This window comes from Cellulomonas sp. GbtcB1 (assembly GCF_019091725.1).
Taxonomy (GTDB): Bacteria; Actinomycetota; Actinomycetes; order Actinomycetales; family Cellulomonadaceae; genus Cellulomonas.
Window position 1 is genome coordinate 1 of sequence record NZ_JAGXJG010000040.1, and the last position, 23607, is coordinate 23607.

The window sequence follows — 23607 nt, forward strand, 5'->3', positions numbered from 1 at the left end:
GCCCCCGCCGCACGTGGTCGCCGGGGCCCGCGACGAGCCCGCCGTGCGCGTACGCCCCCGGGTGCGTGCCGGCCACCTCGAGCTGGGCCCGCAGCGCCGCCAGCGGGGTGCGCAGCTCGTGCGCGGCGTCCGCGACGAACGCGCGCTGCCTGCCCGCCGCCTCCTCGAGCCGGTCCAGCATCTCGTTGAGCGTCCGGGCCAGCGCGCCGACCTCGTCGTCGGTGCCGGGATCCGGCAGCGAACCGGGTCCGCCGACCCGCGCCACCTGCGCCGCCGCGGACCGCAGGCGCTCGACCGGCCGCAGCGCGCGCCCGAGGGCCACCCAGATCGCGGCGGCGAACAGCACGGTCAGGACCGGCACCACGCCGGCGAGCGCCAGACGCAGCGCCCGGACCAGCCCCTCGACCTCGGCCACCGGCACCGTCGCGACCACCACGGTCCCGTCAGGGGCACCGGGGGGCGCGACCACCGCCACCCGGGCCGCGCGGTCGTACGCGGACGCCTCGGTCCCGCCGACGACCGCGTCGCCCGGCGCCGCCGCGGCCCGTGCCCGCAGGTCCGCCAGCGCGTCGCCGGCGAGCACCGGCAGGGTCCGGCTGGCGGTCGGCGACGTGGCGACGACCCGGCCGCCCGCGTCGAGCACCTGGACGATCTCCCCCGGCTCGGCCACGGGCAGCGCCTCGGGGACCTGGTCGCTCGCCACCAGCGCCGCCACGGTCTCCGCACGTGCCCGCACCACCTCGTCGAGCGCCGCCACCCGCCCGCGGGACAGCACCGTGCTGAGCACGACCGCCCCGACGACCAGGGCGGCGCACAGCAGCCCGGCCGTGAGCACGGTGAGCCGGGCGCGCAGCGACCACCGGGCCCGCCGCGGCCGGCTGCCGCTCACCCCGCGACCCGGTAGCCCGCGCCGCGGACGGTCGCGATCGCCTCCCGCCCGAGCTTGCGGCGCAGGTACCCCACGTACACCTCGACGACGTTGCCGTCCTCGCCCGGCCCGTCCCAGACGTGGTCCCGCAGCTCGACCTTCCCGACGACCCGGTCCGCGTGCCGCATGAGGTACTCGAGCAGCGCCAGCTCGCGCGCCGTGAGGTCGACCGGCTCCCCGGCCCGGGTCACGGCGCGCGCGGCGGGGTCGAGCACCAGGTCGCCGACCGCGAGCACCGCGGGCCGCACCTGCGGCGGCCGGCGCAGCAGCGCCCGGATCCGCGCGACGAGCACGACGAACGAGAACGGCTTGGTCAGGTAGTCGTCGGCCCCGACGTCCAGACCGTCCGCGACGTCGTGCTCCCCGTCCTTCGCGCTCAGCAGCAGCACCGGGGTCGTGACCCCGGCGGCGCGCAGGCCGGTGACGACGTCGTAGCCGTTGCGCCGCGGCAGCATCACGTCGAGCACGATCGCGTCGTAGTCGCGGTCGGTCGCCAGGTCGAGCCCGGAGGCGCCGTCGTACGCCGCGTCGACCGCGAAGCCTTCGGCCGTCAGCCCGCGGCGCAGGGCGTCCACCAGCCCGCGCTCGTCGTCCACCACCAGCACCCGCACCCCCGCAGCATCGCACCGCGGGCGGCGCACGGCTGCCCCCGACGGATGGCGGCGTTCTCAGCGCCGCCTCAGGCCGGGTGGCGCACAGTGGGGGCATGGCCGACACCGAGCGCCCCCGCCGCACCCTCTCCCCCCGTGCCCGCTGGGCCGTGCCCGGGGTCGTCGCCGTGGCGGTGGCCGCCGCGGCCGGCGTCCCGGCCCTCGCCTCGTCGGGCGATGCCGACCTGCCGGCGCTCACCCCGCAGGAGCTGCTGAGCAGGGTCGCCGACGCCGAGCCGACGCCCGTGCAGGGCACCGTCGTCTACACCGCGCGCCTGGGCCTGCCCGAGCTGCCGGCGGAGATGACCGGCGCGGACCCGCTCAACCTGCTGGGCGGCTCCTCCACGCTGCGGGTGTGGTCCGACGGCGCGGCGCGGTCCCGGGTCTCGCTGCTCGGGGCGACGTCGGAGTACTCGGTCGTGCACGACGGCGCCGAGGCGTGGACCTACTCGTCCACCGACGACGCGGTCACGCACTACACGCTCGACCCCGCCGACGTGGCGCGGTACCAGGCGCTCGCCGACCGCGCCGCCGCGGCCGGAGCCGCCGACCTCCCCACCCCCGAGGCGGCCGCCGCGCAGGTGCTCGCGCTCGCCGAGCAGGACGCCGACGTCACCGTCGACAGCCCGACGACGGTCGCCGGCCGGGACGCCTACCAGCTCGTGGTGAGCCCCACCGACGACGGGACGCTCGTGTCCCGGGTCGTCGTCGCGGTGGACGCCGAGACCGCCCAGCCGCTGCGGGTGCAGACGTGGTCGACCTCCGACGGCGCGGCCCCCTCGCTCGAGGTCGGGTTCACCGACGTGCAGTTCACCGCGCCCGACGACTCCGTGCTGGCGTTCTCCGCCCCCGCCGGCGCCGCCACCGAGGACGTGGTCGTGCCGCTGCCGGAGGTGCCGGAGGGCGCAGCCGACCCCGGGACCGTCCCGCCGCTCCCCGACGGCGTCGCAGTCGCGGGCTCCGGCTGGTCGACCGTCGTCACGCTGAGCGACGTCGACGTCGCGGGCCTGGTCGGCGGGGACGCCGCCTCGCTCGCCACCGTCCCCGGCGCGGAGCGCGTGCTCGGCTCCGAGGAGGCGCAGGACCTCGTGCAGCAGTTCGTCCCGAGCGACTCCGACGGCAACCCCGGGCGCCCCTCGCTCGACACCACGGCGCTCTACGACCGGCTCACCACCGCGGTCCCCGAGGGCCGGCTGCTCAGCTCGACCCTGCTGTCGGTGCTGATCACCGACGACGGCCGGGTGCTGGTCGGCTCGGTGCCGGCGGACGCCCTGCGCGCCGCGGCATGAGCGAGGCGCACCCCGACGGCGACCTGGCCGTCCGGACCGCCGGCCTGACCAAGCGGTTCCGGAGCGGCCAGGTCGCCGTCGACGGCCTGGACCTCGAGGTGCCCCGCGGCGCCGTGTACGGGTTCCTCGGGCCGAACGGGTCGGGGAAGACGACCACGATCCGCATGCTGCTCGGCCTCGCCCACCCGACGGCCGGGCGCGCCTGGCTGCTCGGCGCCGCGATGCCGGAGCAGGCCGCGCGGGTGCTGCCCCGGGTCGGGGCGCTCGTCGAGGGGCCCGCGTTCCACCCGTACCTGTCCGGGCGGGCCAACCTGGCGCGGCTGGACGCCGGGGACGCCACCGCGGACCCGCGCACCAGCCGCCGGCGCGCGGACGCCGCGCTCGACCGCGTCGGCCTCGGGGCGGCGGCGACCAAGCCCTACCGGCAGTACTCGCTCGGCATGAAGCAGCGGCTCGGCCTCGCCGCCGCGCTGCTCCAGCCGCGGGACCTGCTGGTGCTGGACGAGCCGACCAACGGCCTCGACCCCCAGGGCACCCGCGAGGTGCGGCACCTGGTCCGGGAGCTCGCCGACGGGGGCGCGACGGTGCTCGTGTCGTCGCACCTGCTCGCCGAGATCGAGCAGGTCTGCACGCACGTCGGGATCATGAGCCGCGGCCGGCTGCTGCTGCAGGGCGAGCGGGCCGCGCTGACGGACCGCGAGGGCGCGCGGCTGGCCGTGACCACCCGCGCCGCGCAGGCCGGTGCCGCTGCGGACGTGCTGCGGGGGCTGGGGCTCGCCGACGTGGCCCGCGACGGGCGGGCGCTGCCGGGCGGTGCGGGGACGGCGCGGCTCACCGCGGCGCTCGGCCCGACGCCGCCCGAGAAGGTGTCGGCCGCGCTCGTGCACGCGGGCGTCGACCTGGTCGGCCTCGAGGTCGACCGGCCGAGCCTGGAGCAGGTGTTCGTCGAGCTGACCGGGGAGGGCTTCGATGTCGCGCGCTGAGGTGCTGGAGGCCCCCGTGGCGGCGGCCGCGCCGGTGGCGTTCGCCCGCCTGCTGCGGTCCGAGCTGCGCCTGGTGCTCGGGCGGCGCCGGAACCTGGTGCTGCTCGCGGGGCTCGCGCTGGTGCCGGTCGTCATCGGCACGGTGCTCCTGGTCACCCGGGACAGCGCGCTGTCGGGGCAGGGCCCCGCCTTCCTGGCGCAGGTCACCGGCAACGGGCTGTTCCTGGTCGTCGCCGCGCTGTTCCTCTGCCTGCCGTTCCTGCTCCCGCTGTGCATCGGCATCGCGTCCGGCGACGCGGTCGCGGGCGAGGCGTCCGCCGGCACGCTGCGCTACCTGCTGGTGGTCCCCGTGCCCCGGACGCGGCTGCTGGCTGTGAAGGCGCTCGCCGCGCTGGCGTTCGCCGCCGCGGCGGTGCTCGCGGTCGCGGTGACCGGGCTGCTGATCGGGGCGGCGTACTTCGGCGTGCACGACGTGGTGCTGCTGTCCGGCAGCACCGTGCCCGTCGGCGAGGGGCTCGTCCGGGTCGCCGGGATCGTCGCGTACGTCGGGCTCTCGCTGACCGGGCTGGTCGCGGTCGGGCTGTTCTTCTCGACGCTCACCGAGGTGCCCGTCGGCGCGATGGCCGCGACGGTCGTGGTCGCCGTGGTGTCGACGGTCCTGGACTCGCTGCCGCAGCTCTCGGCGATCCACCCGGGGCTGCTCACGCACCACTGGTTCGACTTCGCCGAGTTCCTGCGGGTGCAGGTCGACTGGGGCGTCGTCGGGTCGGGGCTCGCGGTGCAGGCGGCGTGGGTGGCCGTGTTCGGGGCGCTCGCGTGGGCGCGGTTCACCACCGCGGACGTGACGTCCTAGGCCGGTCGGGGGGGCAAGCACCGGCTCGGCTCGGCTTGGCTCAGGCGAGCAGGCCGACCACGGTCGCGACGACCGCGAGGAGCGGGAACGCACCCTGCACCGCGGCCGCCCGGGCCTTGTCGGGCGAGGAGAGGACGAGCACGAGCGCGGCCGCCAGCATGGACCCCGTGCCGGCCAGCACCAGCGCCGCACCCACGGCGTCCGCGCCGGTCGCCGTCGCGACGACCCCCGCCGCCGCGACCACTGCGAGGAACAGGTTGTAGAAGCCCTGGTTGAACGCGAGCTCCTTCGTGGCCTCGGCGCCCTCGGGCGTCGTGCCGAACGTCGCGCGGGTCCGGGGGGACGTCCACGTGAACGACTCGAGCGTGAAGATGTACACGTGCACCAGGGCCGCGAGCGCGGCGAGCACCAGTCCGGCGGCGATCATGCGGGCCAGTCTGCCGCGTCCCGGGGCACCGCAGGGTCTTGTGACCCGGACCACACCGGCGTAACGTACAACCACATGGTTGTACGTCAGCTGGACCCCGACGAGGTGGACCGGGTGTTCGCCGCGCTGGCCGACGCCACCCGCCGCGACATCGTCACGCGGGTGCTGCGCCGGGAGGCGTCGGTGACCGCCCTCGCGCGCTCCTACGAGATGAGCTTCGCCGCCGTGCAGAAGCACGTCGCGGTGCTCGAGCGCGCGCACCTCGTGACCAAGCAGCGGCACGGCCGCGAGCAGGTCGTCCACGCCGACGTCGCGACCATCCGGGCGGCCGCACGGCTGCTCGACCGGTACGAGGAGATCTGGCGCGGCCGCATCGACCGCATGGCAGAGCTCCTCGGGGACACGCGAGAAGGGGACGACTCATGACCGTCGTGGACACCATCAAGGACACCGACGCGCTGACGCTCACCGTGGTGACCGAGCTCGCCGCCCCGCCCGAGCGGGTGTGGCGGCTGTGGTCCGAGGGCGAGCAGCTCGGCCGCTGGTGGGGCCCTCCGGGGTGGCCGGCGACCTTCCCCGCCCACGACCTCACGCCCGGTGCCGAGTCGCGGTACTACATGACCGGGCCGGACGGGACGCGGGCGCACGGCTGGTGGCGCGTGCTCGCGGTCGACCCGCCGCGCTCGATCGAGATCCAGGACGGGTTCTCCGACGCCGACGGCAACCCGGACGACGCGATGCCCGCCGCCGTGATGCGCACCGAGCTCACGCCCGTCGACGGCGGGACGCGCATGACCATCACCACGCGGTTCCCGGACGCCGAGGCGATGGCCCAGGTGATCGCGATGGGGATGGAGGAGGGCATGCGCGAGGCGGTCGGGCAGATCCCGGCGCTGCTCGCGGAGAGCTGAGCCCGCGGGGCGGTGCGGGCCGGCCAGGGCCGGTGGTCCCTCAAGTCATGGGACGACTGGGCGCATACTGGGGAGCGTGAGCGGCATGACCCGGCAGCGACCGACCCGCACCACCCCCGAGGGGCGGCGCGAGCCGTGAGGGTCCGCACCCGCCCCGAGCACCCCGCGACCGGGGCCGCCCTCGCCGTCGTCGGCGGGTTCCTCGACGCCTACACGTTCGTGGCGCACGGCGGCGTGTTCGCGAACGCCCAGACCGGCAACGTCGTGTTCGTGGCGATCCACGCCGCCCAGGGCCAGTGGGCCCAGGCGGCGGGCTACCTGCCGATCATCGGCGCGTTCGTGCTGGGCCTGGTCGCGGCGGAGTGGCTGGCGGCGCACCGCCGGCTGCCCGGGCTCGACGACCCGACCCGGGTGGTGCTGCTCGCCGAGATCGCCGTGCTGGTCGCCGTCGCGGGGCTGCCGCGCTCGGTGCCCACGCTCGTGACGACCATGGCGGTCGCGTTCGTCGCCGCCCTGCAGGTCACGACCTTCCGGCTCGTCCGGGACACCACCTACAGCACGACGATGACCACCGGGAACCTGCGCACCCTCGTGACCGCGGCCTACGAGTGGCTCAGCGGCTACGACCGCACCCAGCGCGTGGTCGCCCAGCGGCTGGCCCTGATCGTGCTGGCGTTCGCCGGTGGCGCAGGGATCGGCGCGGTGGCGAGCGCGCCGGGCGCGCTGGGCACGCGTGCGACGCTGCTCGCCGCGGCGGTGCTGGCCGTGGTGCTGGCCGCGATCGAGACGCACACCCGGCGAACGGCGGCCGGGGGCGCGGCGGGGGTGAGCACGGGTTCGAGCACTGCGCGCGCGAGGGCTGTGGGCGGCGACGCCGCGCCGGCGGACCGAGCGCCGTCACGCGCGGAGCAGGACGTCGCCCGCCCGGTGCCTGCGGGCGTCGGCGCCGACGGCGACTGACCGGCCGCGCCGCGGGACTGGTCGGCGAGGCGGTGGGAGCGCTACCGTCCGTCGGGACATCGAGGAGGATGCCCGTGCACCGCAGCCGGATCTCGACCCTGCTCATCGACGCCCCGCACGCCGAGGCCGCCGCCGCGGCGCGCTTCTGGTCCGCCGCGACCGGCGTGGCCTCGTGGTCGGTGCCGGACGAGGAGCAGTTCACGCACCTCGAGGACCCCATCCCCGGGCTGGTCGCCGCGGTGCAGTCGATCGGCGGCCCGGCCCGGTACCACCTCGACATGGAGACCGACGACGTCGCCGCCGAGACGGCGCGGCTGCTGGGTCTGGGCGCCGTCGAGGTCGGCGGCTGGCTCGACTGCCGGACGCTGCGCGTCCCGGGCGGGCACCTGCTGTGCGTGATCCCGGTCCACAGCGACCCGGCGGACTTCGCCGAGCAGGCGCACGTCTGGCCCTGACGGTGACCGGCGGGTCGCACTCACGCCGAGGTCGCGCCCCCGCGCGTGGCCACCCCCGCACGGTCCGACGGCCTCGCCGCAGCGCCCAGGCCTCAGACGGCCGGGCCCTCCGGGTCGGCGACGGCACCGGCGTCCGGCTGCGCGGCCGGGTCGTCGCCCGCCAGCACGCGGTACACCGACCGGCGCGCCTCGGCGAGGATCTCGCCCGCGCGCACCCGCTGCGCCTCGGTGCCGCCGCGCCCCACGGCCCGGACGGCCTCGAGCAGCGGGCCGACCTCGGCGCGCAGGTCGACGCCCTGCTCGGCGTCGCCGGTCGCGAACGGGTCGGGCCAGGACGCCGCGTCCCGCTCGACGAGGGCGCGGCCCTCCTCGGTCAGCGTCGCGAGCTTGCGCCCCGCCGAGGCCGTGAGCGTGACGACGCCCTCGTCCTCCAGGAGGTTCAGCGTCGGGTAGACAGCGCCGGGGCTCGGGCGCCACCGGCCGTCGCTGCGCTCCGCGATGGCCTCCATCAGCTGGTAGCCGTGCATCGGCTGCTCGGCGAGCAGCAGCAGGATGGCGTTGCGGACGTCGCCGCGCGGTCGTCGGCCGCGCCGCCCGCCGGGGCCGAACCCGCCCGGGCCGAACCCGCCAGGACCCCCGGGGCCGAAGCCTCCGCCGGGACCGAGACCCGCGCCCGGGCCGAAGCCGCGCGGCCCGTGGCCGCCGAACCCCCGCCCGCGCCCGCGGTGCCCCTCGTGCGACCCGTGCGGGCCGTGACCGGACCGCTCGTCGCGACCCTCGCTCTCGAACTCATCGTGTGTGTCGTTGTATCGCATGATACTAACGATATATCGCTACTGCTCACTTGTGGACCCCCCTCGAACACGCCGCGACGCGCCGCGTGCCGCGCCCGGTCACCCGTCCCGCCGAGATGGCAACTCTCGGCTGTCTCGTGCCCTCCGAACACAGCCGAGAGTTGCCATCTCGGCGAGGGGGGCGACGCTGGGAGGCGAGGACGAGGCGAAGGGGCGGGGCGGGGCAGTGGAGTGGTTCGGCGCGGAGGGGTACTCGATCGCCCGTGCGGTCGCGCAGCGCGGGGTCGGCGCGGTGTACGTCCTCGCGTTCGTGAACGTGCTCCGCCAGTTCCGCCCGCTGCTCGGCGAGCGCGGCCTGCTTCCCGTCCCCGCGTTCACCGAGCGGGTGCCGTTCCGCGCCGCGCCGAGCCTGTTCGCCTGGCGGTACTCCGACCGGCTGCTGGTCGCCGTGGGCTGGGTCGGTCTCCTCGTGGCGGCGGCGCTGGTCGCCGGGCTGCCGCAGCAGGGCCCTCCGTGGCTGCCGCTGCTCGCCTTCGGGGTGCTGTGGGTGCTGTACCTGTCGGTGGTGAACGTCGGGCAGACGTTCTACGGGTTCGGCTGGGAGTCTCTGCTGCTGGAGGCGGGGTTCCTCGTGGCGTTCCTGGGCTCGGACGACGTCGCCCCGCCGTGGACCGTCCTCGCGCTGCTGTGGTGGCTGGTGTTCCGCCTCGAGCTCGGCGCGGGCTTGATCAAGTGGCGGGGCGACCCCGCGTGGCGCGACCTGACGGCGCTGTACTACCACCACGAGACCCAGCCGATGCCGGGCCCAGCGAGCCGGCTGTTCCACCTGCTCCCCCGCCCGCTTCACCGCGTCGAGGTGGCGGCGAACCACGTCGCGCAGCTGGTGGTGCCGTTCGGGCTGCTGGTCCCGGGCCCGGTGGCGGGCACCGCCGCCGCGGTGATGATCGTGACGCAGCTCTGGCTGGTGCTGTCCGGCAACTTCGCCTGGCTGAACTGGCTGACCATCGTGCTGGCGGCCTCGGCGGTCGACGACCGGTCCTGGGCCGCGGTCCTCGGGCTGGTCGGCGTCGACGTCCGCACCGGCGCGCCGCCGGCCGACCCGCCGCCGTGGTTCGTCGCCGTCGTGCTCGCCGTCACCGCGCTGTGCGTCGTGCTGTCGTTCTGGCCGGCGCGCAACCTGGTGTCGCGGAACCAGCGGATGAACGCGTCGTTCAACCCGTTCCACCTGGTCAACGCCTACGGCGCGTTCGGCACGATCACCCGGCGCCGCACCGAGGTGGTGGTCGAGGGCACCCGGGACGAGGACCCCGAGGCGGCTGCCTGGCTCGAGTACGGGTTCCGCGGCAAGCCCGGCGACGTCCGGCGGCTGCCCCGGCAGTACGCGCCGTACCACCTGCGCCTCGACTGGCTGATGTGGTTCCTCGCGCTCGGGTCGGCGGCGCAGCTGCGCTGGTTCGTGCCGTTCCTCGCGAAGCTGCTGGAGGCCGACCGGCCCACGCTGCGGCTGCTGGCGCACGACCCGTTCGGCGGCGAGCGCCCGCGGTGGGTGCGGGCGCGGCTGTACGGGTACCGGTTCGCCACCCCGGCGGAGCACCGGGTCACCGGCGACCGGTGGGTGCGCGCCGACCAGGGCCTGCTGGTCGACGCCGTCAGCCTGGAGCTGCTGACCCGACGTCGCTGAGCCGGCGCGGCTGCCCCGACGACCCGGCCCCGGCCCCGGCCCCGGCACCGTTCCGCCCCGCCACCAGGCCGCGCCTGGCGCCTCACCCCCGCCGCGGCGCCAGGTCCTCCTGCAGCACCAGCGCCGCGGCCCCGACCGCCGCCGCGTCCGCGACGTGCGCCGCGAGCGCCACCCGCACCCCGTGCCGGTCCGCGGCGTGCAGCTCGGCCCGCAGCCGGCGCTCGACCACCTGCGCGTACAGCGACCCCGCCGTGCTGAAGGCCGGTCCGGCCAGCACCACCGAGTCGACGTCCAGCAGGTTCGCCGCGGTGACGGCGGCGTCCGCCAGGTACTCCGCGGAGTCTTCGACGAGCTCCAGCGCGAGCGGGTCGCCCTGGACGGCGGCGGTGGCCAGCGCCCCGAAGTCGGTGATCGGGTCGCCGTCCGCGCTGAGCCGTGCCGTGGTCGTGCGGCCCGCGGCCACCGCCTCGCGGGCCCGCCGGGCGACGGCGTGCGGCGCGGCGAGCTCCTCGAGCGTCGGCCCGGCGTCGTGCCCGGTGCGGTGCAGGTGCATCCGGCCCAGCGGCCCCGGGTTCCCGCTGGCGCCGCGGTGCACGTTGCCGCCGACGACGACACCCGCGCCGATGCCCGCACCCATGTAGAGCGTGCAGTGCGCGACCGACCCGGCGGTGCGGCCGGCCCAGTACTCGCCGACGGCCGCGGCGGTCGCATCGTTGTCCAGCACCACCGGCAGCCCGACGGCCTCCGCGAGGTCAGCCCGTACCGGGAAGCCCTGCCACCGGTGCAGCGAGCGGGAGACCGTGATCGCGCCCGCGTCGAGGTCCAGGGTTCCCGGGACGGCGAGGCCGACGCCGGCGACCCGGTCCCGCCCGATGCCGGAGGCCCGGAGCAGCACGTCGATCTCCCCTGCGATGCCGATGACGACCGCCTCGGGGTCCTCGTCGCGCGCGCCGCGCACGCGGGTCCGGGCCACGACGGCGCCGCGCGCGTCGATGAGCACGACGACCAGCCAGTCCGCGCCGAGCTGCACGCCCACCGCGCACCGCGCCAGCGGGTCGAGCGTGAGCATCACCCGCGGCTTGCCGCCGGTCCACTCGCGCGCGCCGCTCTCGCGGAGCAGCCCCTGGTCGAGCAGCGCGCGCACCGCGTGCGAGATCGCCGCCTGGGTCAGCCCGGTCAGCTCCGCGAGCTCGACGCGGCTGATCGGCCCGCGGGTGCGGACCAGGTCGAGCACCCGGGAGCGGGTGGTCGACGGCGCGCGGCCGCCCCGCCGCCCGGCGCCCTGCCCGACCTCGACGCCGTCCATGCCGCTCAGCATGGCACGGCGGCACACCCCTGCCGCGCGCGGCGTGCGATGCTGCGCGCATGACGACGCCGACGCCGCCCGACCGGCGGCCGGGCAGCGGCGTCCGCGTGGGGCTGGCGCTGCTGCCGGCCGACGACGACGGCGCGCTGGAGCCCTTCTACACGGACCTGCTGGCGGGCATGGAGGAGGAGCTCGACGCGCACGGCGCGAGCGTGTTCGTGCACGTCGTGCCGGACCTCGACGCCGAGCTGGTGGCGTACCGCCGCTGGGCCCGGGACGGGCTCGTCGACGCCGTGGTGATCTCCGACCTGGTGGCCGACGACCCCCGCGAGCAGGTCTGCCGGGACCTCGGGCTGCCGTCCGTGCTGCTCGGCGGCGAGCCCGGCGACGGCCGGTGGGTCGTCGACTACGACAACGACGACGCGATGCGCACCGCGGTCGCGTTCCTGGCGGACCTCGGCCACCGCCGGGTGGGGTGGGTGTCGGGACCGGAACGGTACCGGCACACCCGGGTGCGCGCCGGGGCGTTCCACGAGGCCGCGGCCGCCGCCGGGATCGCGGTGGTGCACCGGGAGGGCGACTACGGCGCGGCCAGCGGCGCCCTGCGCACCGCCGAGCTGCTCGCGCTGCCCGAGCCGCCGACGGCGATCGTGTACGACAACGACCTGATGCCGCTGGCCGGCCTGCGCGAGGCGGCGCGGCTCGGGGTGCGGGTCCCGCAGGACCTGTCGGTGCTGGCCTGGGACGACTCGGCGAACGTGCGCATCTCGCACCCGCCGCTGTCCGTGGTGAGCCGCGACGTGCACGAGCTCGGCGCGCTCACGGCCGAGGTGCTGCTGCGGGCGGTGGCCGGCGGCCCGCCGGCGACGACCCGCACCCCGGGCGTGCGGGTCGTCGCGCGCGGCTCGACAGCGCCGCCGCCCGGCGGTGCGCCCGCCCCGCCGCCCGGCTGAGCGGAGGCGGCGCGACCCCGGCCCGCCGCCCCCGCCCGCCGCGCCGCTCCCTCAGGCCGCCGTCGCGTGCAGCACCAGCGCCTGCGCCGGCCACAGCGCCGGGATCTGCAGCCCGACCTCGCCGAGCACCCGGCCGGGCAGCGTCACCTCGCCCGCGGCCAACCAGGGCGGCGTGATCCAGCCCCAGCGCGCGGCGCCGACCTCGTCGCGGACCCGCACCCGGTACCGCACGTCGGGGCGCAGCCCGTGCAGCCGGACCGGCTCCGGCCGGGCGTCCTCCAGCGCGGCGACGGTCGCGACCGTCCACACCCCCGCCGAGCCGTCGGGCGCCACCGCGCCCACCACCCGGAGCGCCGGGTCCCGCACGTCCGCGTGCACCGCGGTCCCGGTGTGGATCAGCGGCCGCAGCTCCCGGTACAGCCCCGCGAACCGGGTGAGCACCTCGACCTCCTCGTCCGAGCAGGACAGCACGTCCCACTCGAAGCCGGCCGAGCCCATCAGGCTCGTCGCGAGCCGGTACGACAGGTCGAGCGTCCGGCCGGAGCTGTGCGAGGTCGGCGGCCCGACGTGCGCCCCGACGAGCTCCGGCGGCAGCAGCAGCCCGGTCCACCGCTGGATGTCCTGGCGCTCCACCGCGTCGTTGGAGTCGGACGCCCACACCCGGTCGGCGACCTCGAGGACGCCGAGGTCGCTGCGCGCGCCGCCTGAGGAGCAGGACTCGATCTCCAGGCCCGGGTGCCGCGCCTTCAGCTCCGCCATCAGCCCCAGCACCGCCCTGGTCTGCGCGTCGACGCCGGGCCGGCCGTCGTGCCGGGCGTCGACCAGGTCGCGGTTGTGGTCCCACTTGATGAAGTCGATCCCGAGCTCCGCCACCAGGGCCGAGACCTGGCCCAGGACGTGCGCCCGCGCCTCCGGCCGGGCGAGGTCGAGCACGTACTGGGTGCGGTACGACAGCCCCTCGGGGTCGGGGACCCGGTCGGGGGCGTGCAGCAGCCAGTCCGGGTGTGCCCGCGCCAGGTCGGAGTCGAGGCTGACCATCTCGGGCTCGAACCAGAGGCCGAACTGCATGCCGAGGGCGTGCACCCGCTCCGCGAGCGGCCCGAGCCCGTCCGGCCACACGGCCCGGTCGACCACCCAGTCGCCGAGCCCGCGGGTGTCGTCGCGGCGTGCGAGGAACCAGCCGTCGTCCAGCACGAACCGCTCGACGCCGATCCGCGCCGCCCGCTCCGCGAGCCGGAGCACGGTCGCCGGGTCGTGGTCGAAGTAGACCGCCTCCCAGGTGTTGAGCACGAGGGGCCGCGCCGTGCGGGGGTGCTGCGGGCGGGAGCGCAGGTACCGGTGGAACCGCGCGGACACGCCGTCGAGGCCCGCGCCGGACCACGCGAACCACGCCGTCGGCGCCGCGACCTCCTCCCCCGGCGCCAGCACGACCTCCCCCGCCCGCAGCAGCTCGCCCGCGCCGAGCAGCGTCGGCTGGTCGGGCAGCCGGTCGGTGCGGTAGGTGGCGTCCGCGGGCCACGCGAGGTGCACGGCCCAGACCTCGCCGTCCCGGTCGCGCGGCGCCGCGGCGGACAGGGCCAGCAGCCACGGGTGGTCGTGGCCCGGGCGGCCGCGCCGGGTCTGCCGCGCCAGCGAGCCGCGCGGCAGCGGGCCGGTCGCCGGCACCTTCTCCCGGGTCCACCGGCCGGCGAACGTGGTGACCACGTCCGCGCGGGTGGGCACCGGCAGCGCCGCCTCCAGGGCCTGCACCTCCACCGGCCCGGGCGCGTCCGGCGCCACCTCCAGCCGGTGGTCGACCCCGAGCAGCCCGCCGGGCTCCAGGCGCAGCCGCGAGCGCAGCACCAGCCCGGCGGCGGCGTCGCGCGCCACGACCTCGACCGCGTGGCCGTCCGCGTCCGCGGCGGGCGGCTCGGACCGCCACCGCGGGGTGAGGGGCACGCCGTCGCGCACGAGCTGCAGCCCCGGGCGGCCCGGCCAGCCGTCGGTGTCCTGCGGCAGCAGCGACGGGTGCCCGGCCGCGTCGAGCGTGCCCGGGGGCGTCTGCCGGTCCGCGGCGGCCCGCAGCCCGGCGAGGTCCGCCGGGGCGAGCGGCCCGAGGTCGGCGCCCCAGTGCTGCACCTCGGGCAGGCCGTCGCGCGGGTGGGCCAGGACGACGGCGACGCCGTCGCGGCGCAGCAGGCTCCAGGACGCCGGGTCGGGCGCGGGGGTGGGGGTCGGGTCTGTCACGGGCTCTCCTTCGAGTCGGACGGTCGGGTCGGACGAGGGTCTACACGGGGACGGCGGGGACGGAAGACGCGGCAGACGAACGGGGCGCGGCGGACGCGGCGGACGCGACGGGAGCGGCCGGAGCACCGACCGCGACGATCGCCCCCGACGCCGCAGCGACCCCCGGCCGCCCGAGCGGCGACCGCAGCACCACCAGCGCCCCGCCCACCGCCGCGGACACCCGCACGTCGCGGGAGAGCCGCACCCGCACGGGCCGCAGCAGCCGCGCGAGCGCCCCGGCGTCGACCGCCGCCTGCACCCCCGCGACGTACAGCGGCCCGGCGACGCCGAACGCGGGTCCGGCGAGCACCACGGTGTCGAGGTCGAACAGGTTCATCAGCGTCACGGCCGCGGTGCCGAGGTGCCGGGCGGAGGCCGCGAGCAGCGCCACGCACGCCGCGTCGCCCGCGACCGCGGCCCGCGCCACCCGCTGGAAGTCGGCGAGCACCGCGTCTCCCCCGCCGGTCAGCCCGAGCCGGTCCGCGAGCGCCGTGTCGCCCAGCGCGGCGCCGACGACCGCGGCCGGACCCGCGAGCACCTCCACGCACCCGGCGTTGCCGCACGCGCACGCGGGGCCGGCGAGGTCGACCGGGACGTGCCCGATCTCGACCGGGTTGGCGGTGCCGCCGCGGTACACCTCCGAGCCGGCGATCACGCCGCCGCCCACGCCGGTCGCCATGTAGAGCACGCCGAACGTGTCGACGTCGAGCGCGCCGACCCACTGCTCGCCGACGGCGGCGGCGGTCGCGTCGTTCTCCAGCAGCACCGGCAGCCCGAGCAGCCGGGAGAGCGTGCCCGTGAGCGGGTAGTCGCGCCACTCCGGCGTGGGCTGCCCGGTGAGCACGGCGCCGGCCGCGCGGTCCTGGGGCCCGTGGGTGACCAGGCCGACGCCGAGCACCCGGTCGCGCGGGATGCCGGCCCCGGCCAGCAGCAGGTCGATGTGCCGGGCGAGCACCGGCAGGGTGTCGTTGGGCGCACCCCGACCCACGCCGCGGACGCCGGTGGACGCGACCCGCCGTCCCGCGAAGTCGGTGACGACGACGCTGCTGGCGCACCGATCGAGCTGCACCCCGACCGCGAACCAGGCGCCGGCGTCGAGCTCCAGCAGCCGCCGGGGCGAGCCGACGCCGCCGGTGACCCGGCCGACCTCGTGCACGAGGCCCTCGCCCATGAGGTCGCGCACGACGTGCGTGATGGTCGCCGCGGTGAGCCCGGACCGGTCGGCGAGCTCGACCCTGCTGACCGTGCCGTGCGTGCGGATCAGGTCGAGGACGAGCGCCCCGGTCGCGGCACGAGGTGCTCGCATGTCCCGACCATATCTTGACATGCTTAATTTAAGCACGTAACGATATGCCTGCGTTTCCCCGGGCCGCGACGACGCGGCCACGACCAGACCGTCGGCCGCGACGGGTGGAAAGGACCAGCGATGTTCCTCAGGTCAGCACGCACGCCCCGACGCCGTCCCCGCCAGGGGGTCGCGCTCGTCGCCGGCGCCGCGACGCTCGCCCTCCTCGCCGCGTGCAGCGGCGGCGACGGCGGCGGCTCCGGCAGCACCGGCGCCTCGGGCGACGGCAGCACGCTCGTCGCCTACACCGGCCAGTCCGGCGACTACCAGGTCAACTTCAACCCGTTCTCCCCGTCCCGGATCGGCGGGCTCGGCGCGATCTACGAGCAGCTGTTCTTCATCAACAAGGCCGCCGAGTCCGACCCGGTGCCGCTGCTCGGCACCGAGTACACCTGGAACGACGACGGCACCGAGCTGCAGGTCACGCTCCGCGACGACGTCACCTGGAGCGACGGCGAGCCGTTCACCGCCGACGACGTGGTGTTCACCTACGACCTGCTCGCGAGCACCCCGGCCATCAACAACGTCGGCTACGCGGGCACCGCGAGCGCGACCGACGACACCCACGTCACCTTCACGTTCGAGGCGCCCGCGTTCGTGCAGGGCCCCGACGTGCTGTCCGGGGTGCCGATCGTCCCCGAGCACCTGTGGGCCGACGTCGACCCGACCGCCGACGTGGTCGAGGACCCGGTCGGCACCGGCGCGTACGTGCTCGGCGACTTCAAGCCGCAGGCCTTCACCTACACCGCGAACCCCGACTACTGGGGCGGCGAGCCGGCCGTGAAGACCATCCGGTTCCTGTCCCTGTCCGGCAACACCGCGGGCGCCGACGGCATCGCGAACGGGACCATCGACTGGCAGACCGGCCCGGTGCCGGACATCCAGAACGTCGCCGAGAACTTCCCCGGCTACGACACGCTGACCGCCGCGCAGAACCAGATGGTGCTCGCCACCTGCTCCAGCGTCGAGCTCGGCTGCTCCGGCCCGCAGACCGACCCGGCCGTCCGGCACGCGCTGTACCTGGCGATGGACCGCACCCAGCTCAACCAGCTCGCGTTCGAGGAGACCGCGTCGGAGATCTCGCCGACGTTCGCGCTCACCTCCACGCAGGAGGCCACCATCTCGGCCGACGTCGAGGAGCCGGTCGCCCCCGAGAAGGCCGACCCCGAGGGCGCCGCCGCGGTGCTCGAGGCCGCCGGCTGGGCCAAGGGCTCCGACGGCATCTACGCCAAGGACGGCGAGCGGCTCACCGTGACCGTCGAGGTCGTCACCGGCTGGACCGACTACATCACCGCCGTGCAGACCATCGCGCAGCAGGCCAAGGCCGCCGGCATCGACGTGCAGACCGCGCAGTCGTCGTGGAACGAGTGGACCGAGCGCCGCACCCAGGGCAACTTCCAGCTCGCGATCGACTCGCTCTGGCAGGGCCCGGCGCCCGACCCGTACTACCTGTACACGTACTTCTTCTCCTCGGCGACGGGCGCCCCGGTCGGCGAGGCGGCGGGCAACAACTACTCCCGGTACGCGAACCCGGACGTGGACGCCGCGCTCGAGTCTCTGAAGACCATGCCGCTGGACGACGCCGACGCCCGGCAGCCGTACTTCGACACCATCCAGGCCGCGGTCGTCGAGGACATGCCGTACATCCCGATCCTCACCGGCGGCACCACGAGCGAGTGGAACGTGGGCGGGTTCACCGGCTGGCCGACCGAGGACGACATGTACGCCTTCCCGGCGGTGTGGTCCGCGTTCGACGCCGCGGAGATCTTCAAGCGCCTGGAGCCGGCGGCCGGCTGAGGCGACCCGGGCCGGGCGGCCCGCGCCACCCGCGCAGCCGCCCGGCCCGGTCCCGCCCCGGTCTCCCCCGCCGTCGGAAGGGTCGCGACGTGAACTACGTCCTGCGCAAGCTCGGCTTCTACGCGGTCGCCCTGTGGGCCGCCGTCACCCTGAACTTCCTCATCCCCCGTCTGCTCCCGGGCAATCCGGTCGACATCCTGCTGGCCAAGCTGCAGCAGCGCGGCGGGACGGTCACCCCCGAGACCCGCGAGGCGTACTCCGCCCTGCTCGGCGGCGACACGACCGACTCCCTGCTGCAGCAGTACGGCACCTACCTGTCGAACCTGCTGCACGGCGACCTCGGCGTCTCGGTCACCTACTTCCCGACCCCGGTCAGCGAGGTCATCGGCACGTCGATGCCGTGGACCGTGGTCCTGGTCGGCATCGCCACGGTGCTCGCGGCGACCATCGGCGTGCTGCTCGGCGCGTTCGTCGGCTGGCGGCCCGGCACCTGGCTGGACTCGGCGGTGCCGCTGACCACGCTGCTCGCGGCGGTGCCGTACTTCTGGCTCGCGCTCGTGCTGGTCTACCTGCTGTCCCGGGTCCTCGGCTGGTTCCCGTCGCAGGGCGGCTACGACGTGGTGCTCGACCCCGGGTGGTCGCCGGAGTTCATCGGCTCGGCGATCGAGTACGGCTTCGTGCCCGCGCTGACCATCGTGGTCGCGTCGATCGGCGGCTGGCTGCTCGGGATGCGCAACATGATGGTGTCGACGCTGTCCGAGGACTACGTCCTCACCGCGCGCGCCAAGGGCCTGCCGCACGGGCAGGTGATGCGGAACTACGCCGCCCGCAACGCCGTGCTGCCGTCGGTCGCCGGGTTCGCCATCTCGCTCGGCTTCGTCGTCTCCGGGTCCGTGGTCACCGAGCAGGTGTTCTCCTACCCCGGCATCGGGTCCCGGCTGCTCGCCGCGGTCACCAACAACGACTACGCGCTCATGCAGGGCGTGTTCCTGTTCATCACCCTGGCCGTGCTGGGCGCGAACCTCGTCGTCGACCTGCTGTACGGCCTCATCGACCCGCGCACCCGCGCGAAGGGCTGAGGGGAGCCGGCGATGACGAACATCGGACCGGACGTGCAGGTGGCCGTCGAGGGGCCCGGCGGGCCCGTCGAGACCACCGCACCGACCGACGCGCCCGAGCCCCGCCCGACGGGGACCCGCGCCCGCCCCGCGTGGCGGATGCTGCTGCCGACCATGACCCCGTGGCTCGCCACCGGGCTCGTGCTGATCGCCGGGGTGGTGCTGCTCGGCGTGGTCGGGCCGTACCTGGTCGGCGACCCCGACGCGATCAGCGACGTCGGCCTGGCCCCGCCGTCGGCGGAGCACTGGCTCGGCACCACCCAGACCGGCCAGGACGTGCTCGCCCAGCTGGCGCACGCGACCCGCGGCTCGCTGCAGATCGGCCTCATGGTCGGCGTGCTCGCCACGCTGCTGTCGGCGTTCTTCGGGATCTACGGCGCCTACCTCGGCGGCGCGGCGGACGAGGGGTTCTCCCTGCTGTCGAACGTGTTCCTGGTGATCCCCGGCCTGCCCCTGGTCATCGTGATCTCGGGCTTCGTGCCGCGGGAGAGCCGCGGGCTGTGGACGATCGCGGTGGTGCTCGCCCTGACGTCGTGGGCGGCCTCGGCCCGGGTGCTGCGCGCGCAGACCCTGTCGGTGCGGTCCCGCGACTACGTGGCCGCGTCCCGGCTGTCGGGCGAGAAGCCGTGGCGGGTCATCGGCGTGGAGATCCTGCCGAACCTGCTCCCGGTGCTCGCGTCGCAGTTCGTGTACGCGGTGATCGCGGCGATCCTCGGCGAGGCCGGCCTGTCGTTCCTCGGCCTCGGCGCCTCGAACGCCTCGACCCTCGGCACGATGCTGTTCTACGCGCAGAACGGCTTCGCCCTGCCGCTGGGCGCCTGGTGGTGGTTCGTCCCGCCCGGCCTCGTCATCGCGCTGTTCGGCATGGGGCTGTCCCTGGTCAACTTCTCGATCGACGAGATCATCAACCCCCGCCTGAAGAACGCCCGCACCGCCCGCCGTCGCGCGAAGGCGGCCGCCCGCGTCGCCAGGAAGGCCGCCTGATGACCACGCTCACGGACCAGGTCCCGCACGCCGCGGTGCCCGCGCGCCGCCCCGTGCTCACCGTCACCGACCTCACCGTCGTCTACGACGTCGAGGAGCCCGTCACCGCCGTCAGGGGCGCGAGCCTGCAGCTCGGCCGCGGCGAGATCCTCGGCCTGGCCGGCGAGTCCGGCTGCGGCAAGACGACCCTCGCGTACGCGATCAACCGGCTGCACCAGCCGCCGGCCCGGATCGCGTCCGGCTCCGTGGTCTTCCACGACCGGGACGGCGGCGACGTCGACCTGCTCGGGCTGGACGACGAGCCGCTGCGCCGGTTCCGCTGGTCGCAGCTGTCGATGGTGTTCCAGGGCGCGATGAACTCGCTCAACCCGGTCCGGACGATCGGCGCCCAGCTCGACGACACGCTGCGGGCGCACGCCCGGATGTCCCGGGCGCAGCGCCGGGAGCGGTCCGCCGAGGTGCTGACCCGGGTCGGAGTCGACCCCGGACGGCTGCGGTCCTACCCGCACGAGCTGTCCGGCGGGATGCGGCAGCGGGTGATGATCGCGATGGCCATGCTGCTCGAGCCGCAGATCATGATCATGGACGAGCCCACCACCGCCCTCGACGTGGTGGTGCAGCGGGAGATCCTCCGCGAGATCGTCCGGCTCCGCGACGAGCTCGACTTCGCGGTCGTGTTCATCACGCACGACCTGCCGCTGCTGCTGGAGATCAGCGACCGGATCGCGGTGATGCTCGCCGGCGAGATCGTCGAGCTGGAGACCGCCGCCCAGCTGCACCGCTCCCCCGCCCACCCGTACACCCGCCGGCTGCTCGGGTCGTTCCCGAGCCTGTCCGGCGAGCGCGGCGCGTTCATCCGCGAGGGCGTCGACCCCGAGGAGGCCTCGGCATGACCAGCGTGCACGTCACCAACCTGACCAAGGACTACGCCCTGCGCTCCGGCCTGCGCCGCAGCACCCTGCGGGCCGTCGACCGGGTGTCGTTCGACCTGGTGCCCCGGCGCACCGTCGCCCTGGTGGGCGAGTCGGGCTCCGGGAAGTCGACGATCGCCAAGCTGCTCACCCGGATGGAGAAGCCGACCTCCGGGCGGATCGACGTGCAGCTGGACGACCGGACGCCCGTGATGGGCTCGGTGTACCAGCGGCACGTGCAGATGGTGTTCCAGGACCCGTTCGCCTCGCTGAACCCGTTCCACTCGGTCGAGCACCACGTCGCCCGGCCGCTGCGGATCCACCGCCGCACCCACGACGCGGCGTCCACCCACGCGCGCGTGCTGGAGATGCTGGAGCGGGTCAACCTGCACCCCGCGGAGGACATGGCCGCGCGCCGGCCGCACGAGCTGTCCGGCGGGCAGCGGCAGCGGGTCGCGATCGCCCGCGCGCTCGCCCCGGGGGCGCAGGTGCTGATCGCGGACGAGCCGGTGTCGATGCTCGACGTGTCCATCCGGCTCGGCGTGCTCAACCTGCTCGGCCGGCTGCAGCGCGAGGACAACCTCGCGGTCCTCTACATCACGCACGACCTGGCGACCGCGCGGCACTTCTCCGACGAGATCCTGGTGCTCTACCGGGGCCGCGTCGTGGAGCGCGGGCCGGCCGACGCCGTGATCCTCGACCCGCACCACGACTACACGAAGCTGCTCGCGATGGCGGCGCCGGACCCGGACCGGGTCGGCAGCGTCGGGCGCGAGGGCGACACCGCCGTGGCGCGCGACGCGATCGACAACTCCGTCTGCTACGACCACACGCTGGGCGCCTGGGTGCCGATCGACGAGGCGGAGGCGGCCGCCGCGCGCGCCGCGACCGCGGACGGGGTGCGGGCCGGTGCCTGAGTTCGTCAGCGCGGTGGTCCCGCCGCCGCCCGCCGCCGCACCGCCGCCGGTCCGCCTGGTCGACGGCCTCGCCTACGGCGGCGACTACAACCCCGAGCAGTGGCCCCGCGCGGTCTGGGACGAGGACGTCGCCCTGATGCGCGAGGCCGGCGTGAACCTGGTGACCCTCGGGGTGTTCTCGTGGGGCCTGGTCGAGACCGCCGACGGCGCGTTCGACTGGACCTGGTTCGACGAGGCGGTCGAGCTGCTGCACTCCCACGGCATCGCCATCGACCTGGCCACGCCCACCGCCGCACCGCCGTCCTGGCTGCACACCGCGCACCCCGAGGTGCTGCCGTACGACGCCGACCTCTACCAGCAGCCGCCCGGCGGCCGGCTGGCGTGGTGCCCGAGCAGCGCGGTGTTCCGGCGGTACGCGTTGCGGTACGTCGAGGCGCTGGCGGAGCGGTACGGCCGGCACCCCGCCGTGCGGCTGTGGCACGTGAGCAACGAGCTCGGCGGCGGCAACGCGCGCTGCTACTGCGACGTGTCGGCCGCGGCGTTCCGGGACTGGCTGCGGGCGCGGTACGGGTCCCTCGACGCGGTGAACGCGGCGTGGGGCACGGCGCAGTGGGGGCACCGGTTCGGCGCGTGGGACGAGATCCTGCCGCCGCGCGGCAAGCACGGGGCCCCGAACCCCGGGCTGTACCTCGACTACGAGCGGTACTCCTCGGACGCGCTGCTCGCGCACTACCTCGCCGAGAAGGAGGTGCTCGAGCGGCACTCCGACGCGCCCGTGACCACGAACATGATGGTCGGGCCCGGCGCGCAGGTCGTGGACTACGCGTCCTGGGCCGCGCACACCGCCGTCGTGGCGAACGACCACTACACGCTGGTCGACGACCCGGACCGGGAGCAGGACCTCGCGTTCGCCGGCGACCGGATGCGCGGCATGTCGGCGGGTCGTCGGCCGTGGCTGCTCATGGAGCACTCCACCGGCGCGCCCTCCTGGCAGCAGCGCAACCGCGCGAAGGACCCCGGCGAGATCGCCCGGAACGCCCTGGGCCACGTCGCCCGCGGCTCCGACGGCGCGCTGTTCTTCCAGTGGCGCGCCTCGACCGCCGGGGCCGAGCAGTTCCACTCCGCGATGGTGCCGCACTCCGGGACCCGGTCCCGGATCTGGCGCGAGGTCGTCGCCCTGGGGCGCGACCTGCGGGCCCTCGCGGAGGTGCAGGGCTCGGTGGTCGAGCCCGCGCGGGCCGCCATGGTCGTCGACGACCCGGCCGGCTGGGCGCTGCAGCACGGGCTGACGCCGCACCGGGCGCTGCGGTACGGGCGCGAGCTGCGCACCTGGCACCGCGCCCTGTGGGAGCGGCAGGTGCTGTGCGACGTCGTGCCGCCCGGGACCGACCTGGCCGGCTACGACCTGGTGCTGGTACCGACGCTGCAGGTGCTGTCCGACGTGGAGGCGGACCGGCTGCGCGCCGTACCCGCGCGCGGCGGGACGCTGCTGGTCACCTACCTGTCCGGCGTCTGCGAGCCGACCGGCCGGGTCCGGCCCGGGCTCGGCGCCCTGCAGGACGTGCTCGGTGCGTGGACCGACGAGTTCTACCCGCTCCAGGCGGGCGAGCGCGTCCGGCTGGACGACGGCACCGAGGTCGCGGACTGGACCGAGCGGGTCGAGCTCGACGGCGCCGAGGCGGTCGTCCGGTACGCCACGTCGTCGCTGGCCGGCGGGCCGGCCGTGACCCGGCGGGTCGCTGCCGGCGGCGGGGCCGCCTGGTACGTCGGGGCGGCCCTGCCCCGCGCGGCCGTCGACCGCGTCGCCGCGCGGCTCGTCGAGGAGGCCGGGCTGCCCCGCACCGCCGAGGCCGACCCGGGCGTCGAGGCGGTCCGCCGCGTCGGCGACGGGTCCTCCTACCTGTTCCTGCTCAACCACACCGACGCGGACCGCAAGGCCACCGCGTCCGGCACCGACCTGCTCACCGGCGCGGAGGTCGGGCCCGTCACCACGGTGCCGGCGGGCGGCGTGCGCGTCGTCCGCGAGCGCCCCTGACACCTGCGACACCCCTGCGCCACCCTGAGCCACCCCTGCGACACC

At 75.9% G+C, this 23607-nt stretch carries 22 protein-coding genes; 15 read left to right on the top strand and 7 right to left on the bottom strand.

The features are described 5' to 3' along the window. Together KVT14_RS13990 and KVT14_RS13995 are read right to left on the bottom strand one after the other, a co-directional pair. Positions 1 to 889, bottom strand: an 889-nt coding sequence (locus KVT14_RS13990) for a HAMP domain-containing protein (protein ID WP_217616231.1), incomplete at its 3' end; no start/stop codon positions are given. Further along, complete coding sequence (locus KVT14_RS13995; protein ID WP_217616232.1) at positions 886 to 1539, bottom strand: response regulator transcription factor; 654 nt, start codon at positions 1537 to 1539, stop codon at positions 886 to 888. The genes KVT14_RS13995 and KVT14_RS13990, both read right to left, overlap by 4 nt. Before the next feature lie 95 nt (positions 1540 to 1634). Here KVT14_RS13995 and KVT14_RS14000 point away from each other — a divergent pair, with 95 nt between their 5' ends. From KVT14_RS14000 to KVT14_RS14010, 3 genes are read left to right on the top strand one after another with little or no spacing between them, the layout of a single operon-like run. Then, positions 1635 to 2867 carry a hypothetical protein gene (locus KVT14_RS14000; RefSeq protein ID WP_217616233.1) on the top strand — a complete coding sequence of 411 codons (1233 nt, stop codon included), beginning with the start codon at positions 1635 to 1637 and terminating at the stop codon, positions 2865 to 2867. After that, a complete protein-coding gene (locus KVT14_RS14005; protein WP_217616234.1) occupies positions 2864 to 3850 on the top strand; it encodes an ABC transporter ATP-binding protein in 987 nt (328 codons plus the stop codon). Before KVT14_RS14000 ends, KVT14_RS14005 begins: the two co-directional genes overlap by 4 nt. Continuing rightward, a complete protein-coding gene (locus KVT14_RS14010; RefSeq protein ID WP_217616235.1) occupies positions 3837 to 4703 on the top strand; it encodes an ABC transporter permease subunit in 867 nt (288 codons plus the stop codon). Before KVT14_RS14005 ends, KVT14_RS14010 begins: the two co-directional genes overlap by 14 nt. Before the next feature lie 40 nt (positions 4704 to 4743). On the opposite strand, the gene KVT14_RS14015 is transcribed toward KVT14_RS14010, so the two are convergent. Next, on the bottom strand, positions 4744 to 5130 hold the full coding sequence (locus KVT14_RS14015) for a DUF1304 domain-containing protein (RefSeq protein WP_217616236.1): 387 nt from the start codon (positions 5128 to 5130) through the stop codon (positions 4744 to 4746). Between the two features lie 75 nt (positions 5131 to 5205). Here KVT14_RS14015 and KVT14_RS14020 point away from each other — a divergent pair, with 75 nt between their 5' ends. From KVT14_RS14020 to KVT14_RS14035, 4 genes are all read left to right on the top strand, one after another. Continuing rightward, on the top strand, positions 5206 to 5556 hold the full coding sequence (locus tag KVT14_RS14020) for a metalloregulator ArsR/SmtB family transcription factor (RefSeq protein ID WP_217616237.1): 351 nt from the start codon (positions 5206 to 5208) through the stop codon (positions 5554 to 5556). Beyond that, positions 5553 to 6041, top strand: coding sequence for an SRPBCC domain-containing protein (locus KVT14_RS14025; protein WP_217616238.1), 489 nt, complete (start codon positions 5553 to 5555; stop codon positions 6039 to 6041). Before KVT14_RS14020 ends, KVT14_RS14025 begins: the two co-directional genes overlap by 4 nt. A gap of 135 nt (positions 6042 to 6176) precedes the next feature. Further along, a complete protein-coding gene (locus tag KVT14_RS14030; RefSeq protein ID WP_217616239.1) occupies positions 6177 to 7001 on the top strand; it encodes a YoaK family protein in 825 nt (274 codons plus the stop codon). Positions 7002 to 7075: 74 nt separating this feature from the next. After that, positions 7076 to 7456, top strand: a complete 381-nt coding sequence (locus KVT14_RS14035) for a VOC family protein (RefSeq protein ID WP_217616240.1) — start codon at positions 7076 to 7078, stop codon at positions 7454 to 7456. Between the two features lie 92 nt (positions 7457 to 7548). On the opposite strand, the gene KVT14_RS14040 is transcribed toward KVT14_RS14035, so the two are convergent. Then, positions 7549 to 8271, bottom strand: a complete 723-nt coding sequence (locus KVT14_RS14040) for a PadR family transcriptional regulator (protein WP_217616241.1) — start codon at positions 8269 to 8271, stop codon at positions 7549 to 7551. A 205-nt stretch (positions 8272 to 8476) separates the two neighbouring features. On the opposite strand from KVT14_RS14040, the gene KVT14_RS14045 reads away from it, so the two are divergent. Beyond that, complete coding sequence (locus KVT14_RS14045; protein ID WP_217616242.1) at positions 8477 to 9931, top strand: lipase maturation factor family protein; 1455 nt, start codon at positions 8477 to 8479, stop codon at positions 9929 to 9931. Positions 9932 to 10013: 82 nt separating this feature from the next. Here the strand turns inward: KVT14_RS14045 and KVT14_RS14050 are convergent, their stop codons facing one another. Continuing rightward, positions 10014 to 11237: an ROK family transcriptional regulator gene (locus tag KVT14_RS14050; RefSeq protein ID WP_217616243.1), complete on the bottom strand. Its 1224-nt coding sequence runs from the start codon at positions 11235 to 11237 to the stop codon at positions 10014 to 10016. A 59-nt stretch (positions 11238 to 11296) separates the two neighbouring features. Between KVT14_RS14050 and KVT14_RS14055 the strand changes: the two genes are divergently transcribed. After that, the gene (locus KVT14_RS14055) at positions 11297 to 12190 is read left to right on the top strand and encodes a LacI family DNA-binding transcriptional regulator (protein WP_217616244.1); all 894 of its coding nucleotides are present in this window, start codon (positions 11297 to 11299) and stop codon (positions 12188 to 12190) included. Between the two features lie 51 nt (positions 12191 to 12241). Here KVT14_RS14055 and KVT14_RS14060 read toward each other — a convergent pair whose 3' ends face one another. After that, positions 12242 to 14416 carry an alpha-galactosidase gene (locus KVT14_RS14060; RefSeq protein ID WP_217616245.1) on the bottom strand — a complete coding sequence of 725 codons (2175 nt, stop codon included), beginning with the start codon at positions 14414 to 14416 and terminating at the stop codon, positions 12242 to 12244. 40 nt (positions 14417 to 14456) lie between these two features. Continuing rightward, positions 14457 to 15761 (bottom strand): ROK family transcriptional regulator, encoded by a 1305-nt coding sequence (locus KVT14_RS14065; RefSeq protein WP_217616246.1) that lies wholly within the window; start codon positions 15759 to 15761, stop codon positions 14457 to 14459. A gap of 120 nt (positions 15762 to 15881) precedes the next feature. On the opposite strand from KVT14_RS14065, the gene KVT14_RS14070 reads away from it, so the two are divergent. From KVT14_RS14070 to KVT14_RS14095, 6 genes are all read left to right on the top strand, one after another. Beyond that, complete coding sequence (locus tag KVT14_RS14070; RefSeq protein WP_217616247.1) at positions 15882 to 17597, top strand: ABC transporter substrate-binding protein; 1716 nt, start codon at positions 15882 to 15884, stop codon at positions 17595 to 17597. Between the two features lie 89 nt (positions 17598 to 17686). After that, positions 17687 to 18676, top strand: a complete 990-nt coding sequence (locus KVT14_RS14075) for an ABC transporter permease (RefSeq protein WP_147794172.1) — start codon at positions 17687 to 17689, stop codon at positions 18674 to 18676. 12 nt (positions 18677 to 18688) lie between these two features. Continuing rightward, the gene (locus KVT14_RS14080) at positions 18689 to 19699 is read left to right on the top strand and encodes an ABC transporter permease (RefSeq protein ID WP_254630944.1); all 1011 of its coding nucleotides are present in this window, start codon (positions 18689 to 18691) and stop codon (positions 19697 to 19699) included. Then, the gene (locus tag KVT14_RS14085; RefSeq protein WP_217616248.1) at positions 19699 to 20592 is read left to right on the top strand and encodes an ABC transporter ATP-binding protein; all 894 of its coding nucleotides are present in this window, start codon (positions 19699 to 19701) and stop codon (positions 20590 to 20592) included. The genes KVT14_RS14080 and KVT14_RS14085 overlap by 1 nt, the downstream gene beginning before the upstream one ends. Further along, positions 20589 to 21527 (top strand): ABC transporter ATP-binding protein, encoded by a 939-nt coding sequence (locus KVT14_RS14090; protein ID WP_217616249.1) that lies wholly within the window; start codon positions 20589 to 20591, stop codon positions 21525 to 21527. Before KVT14_RS14085 ends, KVT14_RS14090 begins: the two co-directional genes overlap by 4 nt. Beyond that, positions 21520 to 23562, top strand: a complete 2043-nt coding sequence (locus KVT14_RS14095) for a beta-galactosidase (RefSeq protein ID WP_308161080.1) — start codon at positions 21520 to 21522, stop codon at positions 23560 to 23562. The genes KVT14_RS14090 and KVT14_RS14095 overlap by 8 nt, the downstream gene beginning before the upstream one ends. Positions 23563 to 23607: the final 45 nt, after the last annotated feature.

Bases quoted from the DNA above. Each gene is read 5' to 3' on its own strand.
- KVT14_RS14000 (WP_217616233.1), top strand. From the start codon at position 1,635: ATGGCCGACACCGAGCGCCCCCGCCGCACCCTCTCCCCCCGTGCCCGC.
- KVT14_RS14005 (WP_217616234.1), top strand. From the start codon at position 2,864: ATGAGCGAGGCGCACCCCGACGGCGACCTGGCCGTCCGGACCGCCGGC.
- KVT14_RS14010 (WP_217616235.1), top strand. From the start codon at position 3,837: ATGTCGCGCGCTGAGGTGCTGGAGGCCCCCGTGGCGGCGGCCGCGCCG.
- KVT14_RS14015 (WP_217616236.1), bottom strand. From the start codon at position 5,130: ATGATCGCCGCCGGACTGGTGCTCGCCGCGCTCGCGGCCCTGGTGCAC.
- KVT14_RS14020 (WP_217616237.1), top strand. From the start codon at position 5,206: ATGGTTGTACGTCAGCTGGACCCCGACGAGGTGGACCGGGTGTTCGCC.
- KVT14_RS14025 (WP_217616238.1), top strand. From the start codon at position 5,553: ATGACCGTCGTGGACACCATCAAGGACACCGACGCGCTGACGCTCACC.
- KVT14_RS14040 (WP_217616241.1), bottom strand. From the start codon at position 8,271: ATGCGATACAACGACACACACGATGAGTTCGAGAGCGAGGGTCGCGAC.
- KVT14_RS14050 (WP_217616243.1), bottom strand. From the start codon at position 11,237: ATGGACGGCGTCGAGGTCGGGCAGGGCGCCGGGCGGCGGGGCGGCCGC.
- KVT14_RS14055 (WP_217616244.1), top strand. From the start codon at position 11,297: ATGACGACGCCGACGCCGCCCGACCGGCGGCCGGGCAGCGGCGTCCGC.
- KVT14_RS14065 (WP_217616246.1), bottom strand. From the start codon at position 15,761: ATGCGAGCACCTCGTGCCGCGACCGGGGCGCTCGTCCTCGACCTGATC.
- KVT14_RS14070 (WP_217616247.1), top strand. From the start codon at position 15,882: ATGTTCCTCAGGTCAGCACGCACGCCCCGACGCCGTCCCCGCCAGGGG.
- KVT14_RS14080 (WP_254630944.1), top strand. From the start codon at position 18,689: ATGACGAACATCGGACCGGACGTGCAGGTGGCCGTCGAGGGGCCCGGC.
- KVT14_RS14085 (WP_217616248.1), top strand. From the start codon at position 19,699: ATGACCACGCTCACGGACCAGGTCCCGCACGCCGCGGTGCCCGCGCGC.
- KVT14_RS14090 (WP_217616249.1), top strand. From the start codon at position 20,589: ATGACCAGCGTGCACGTCACCAACCTGACCAAGGACTACGCCCTGCGC.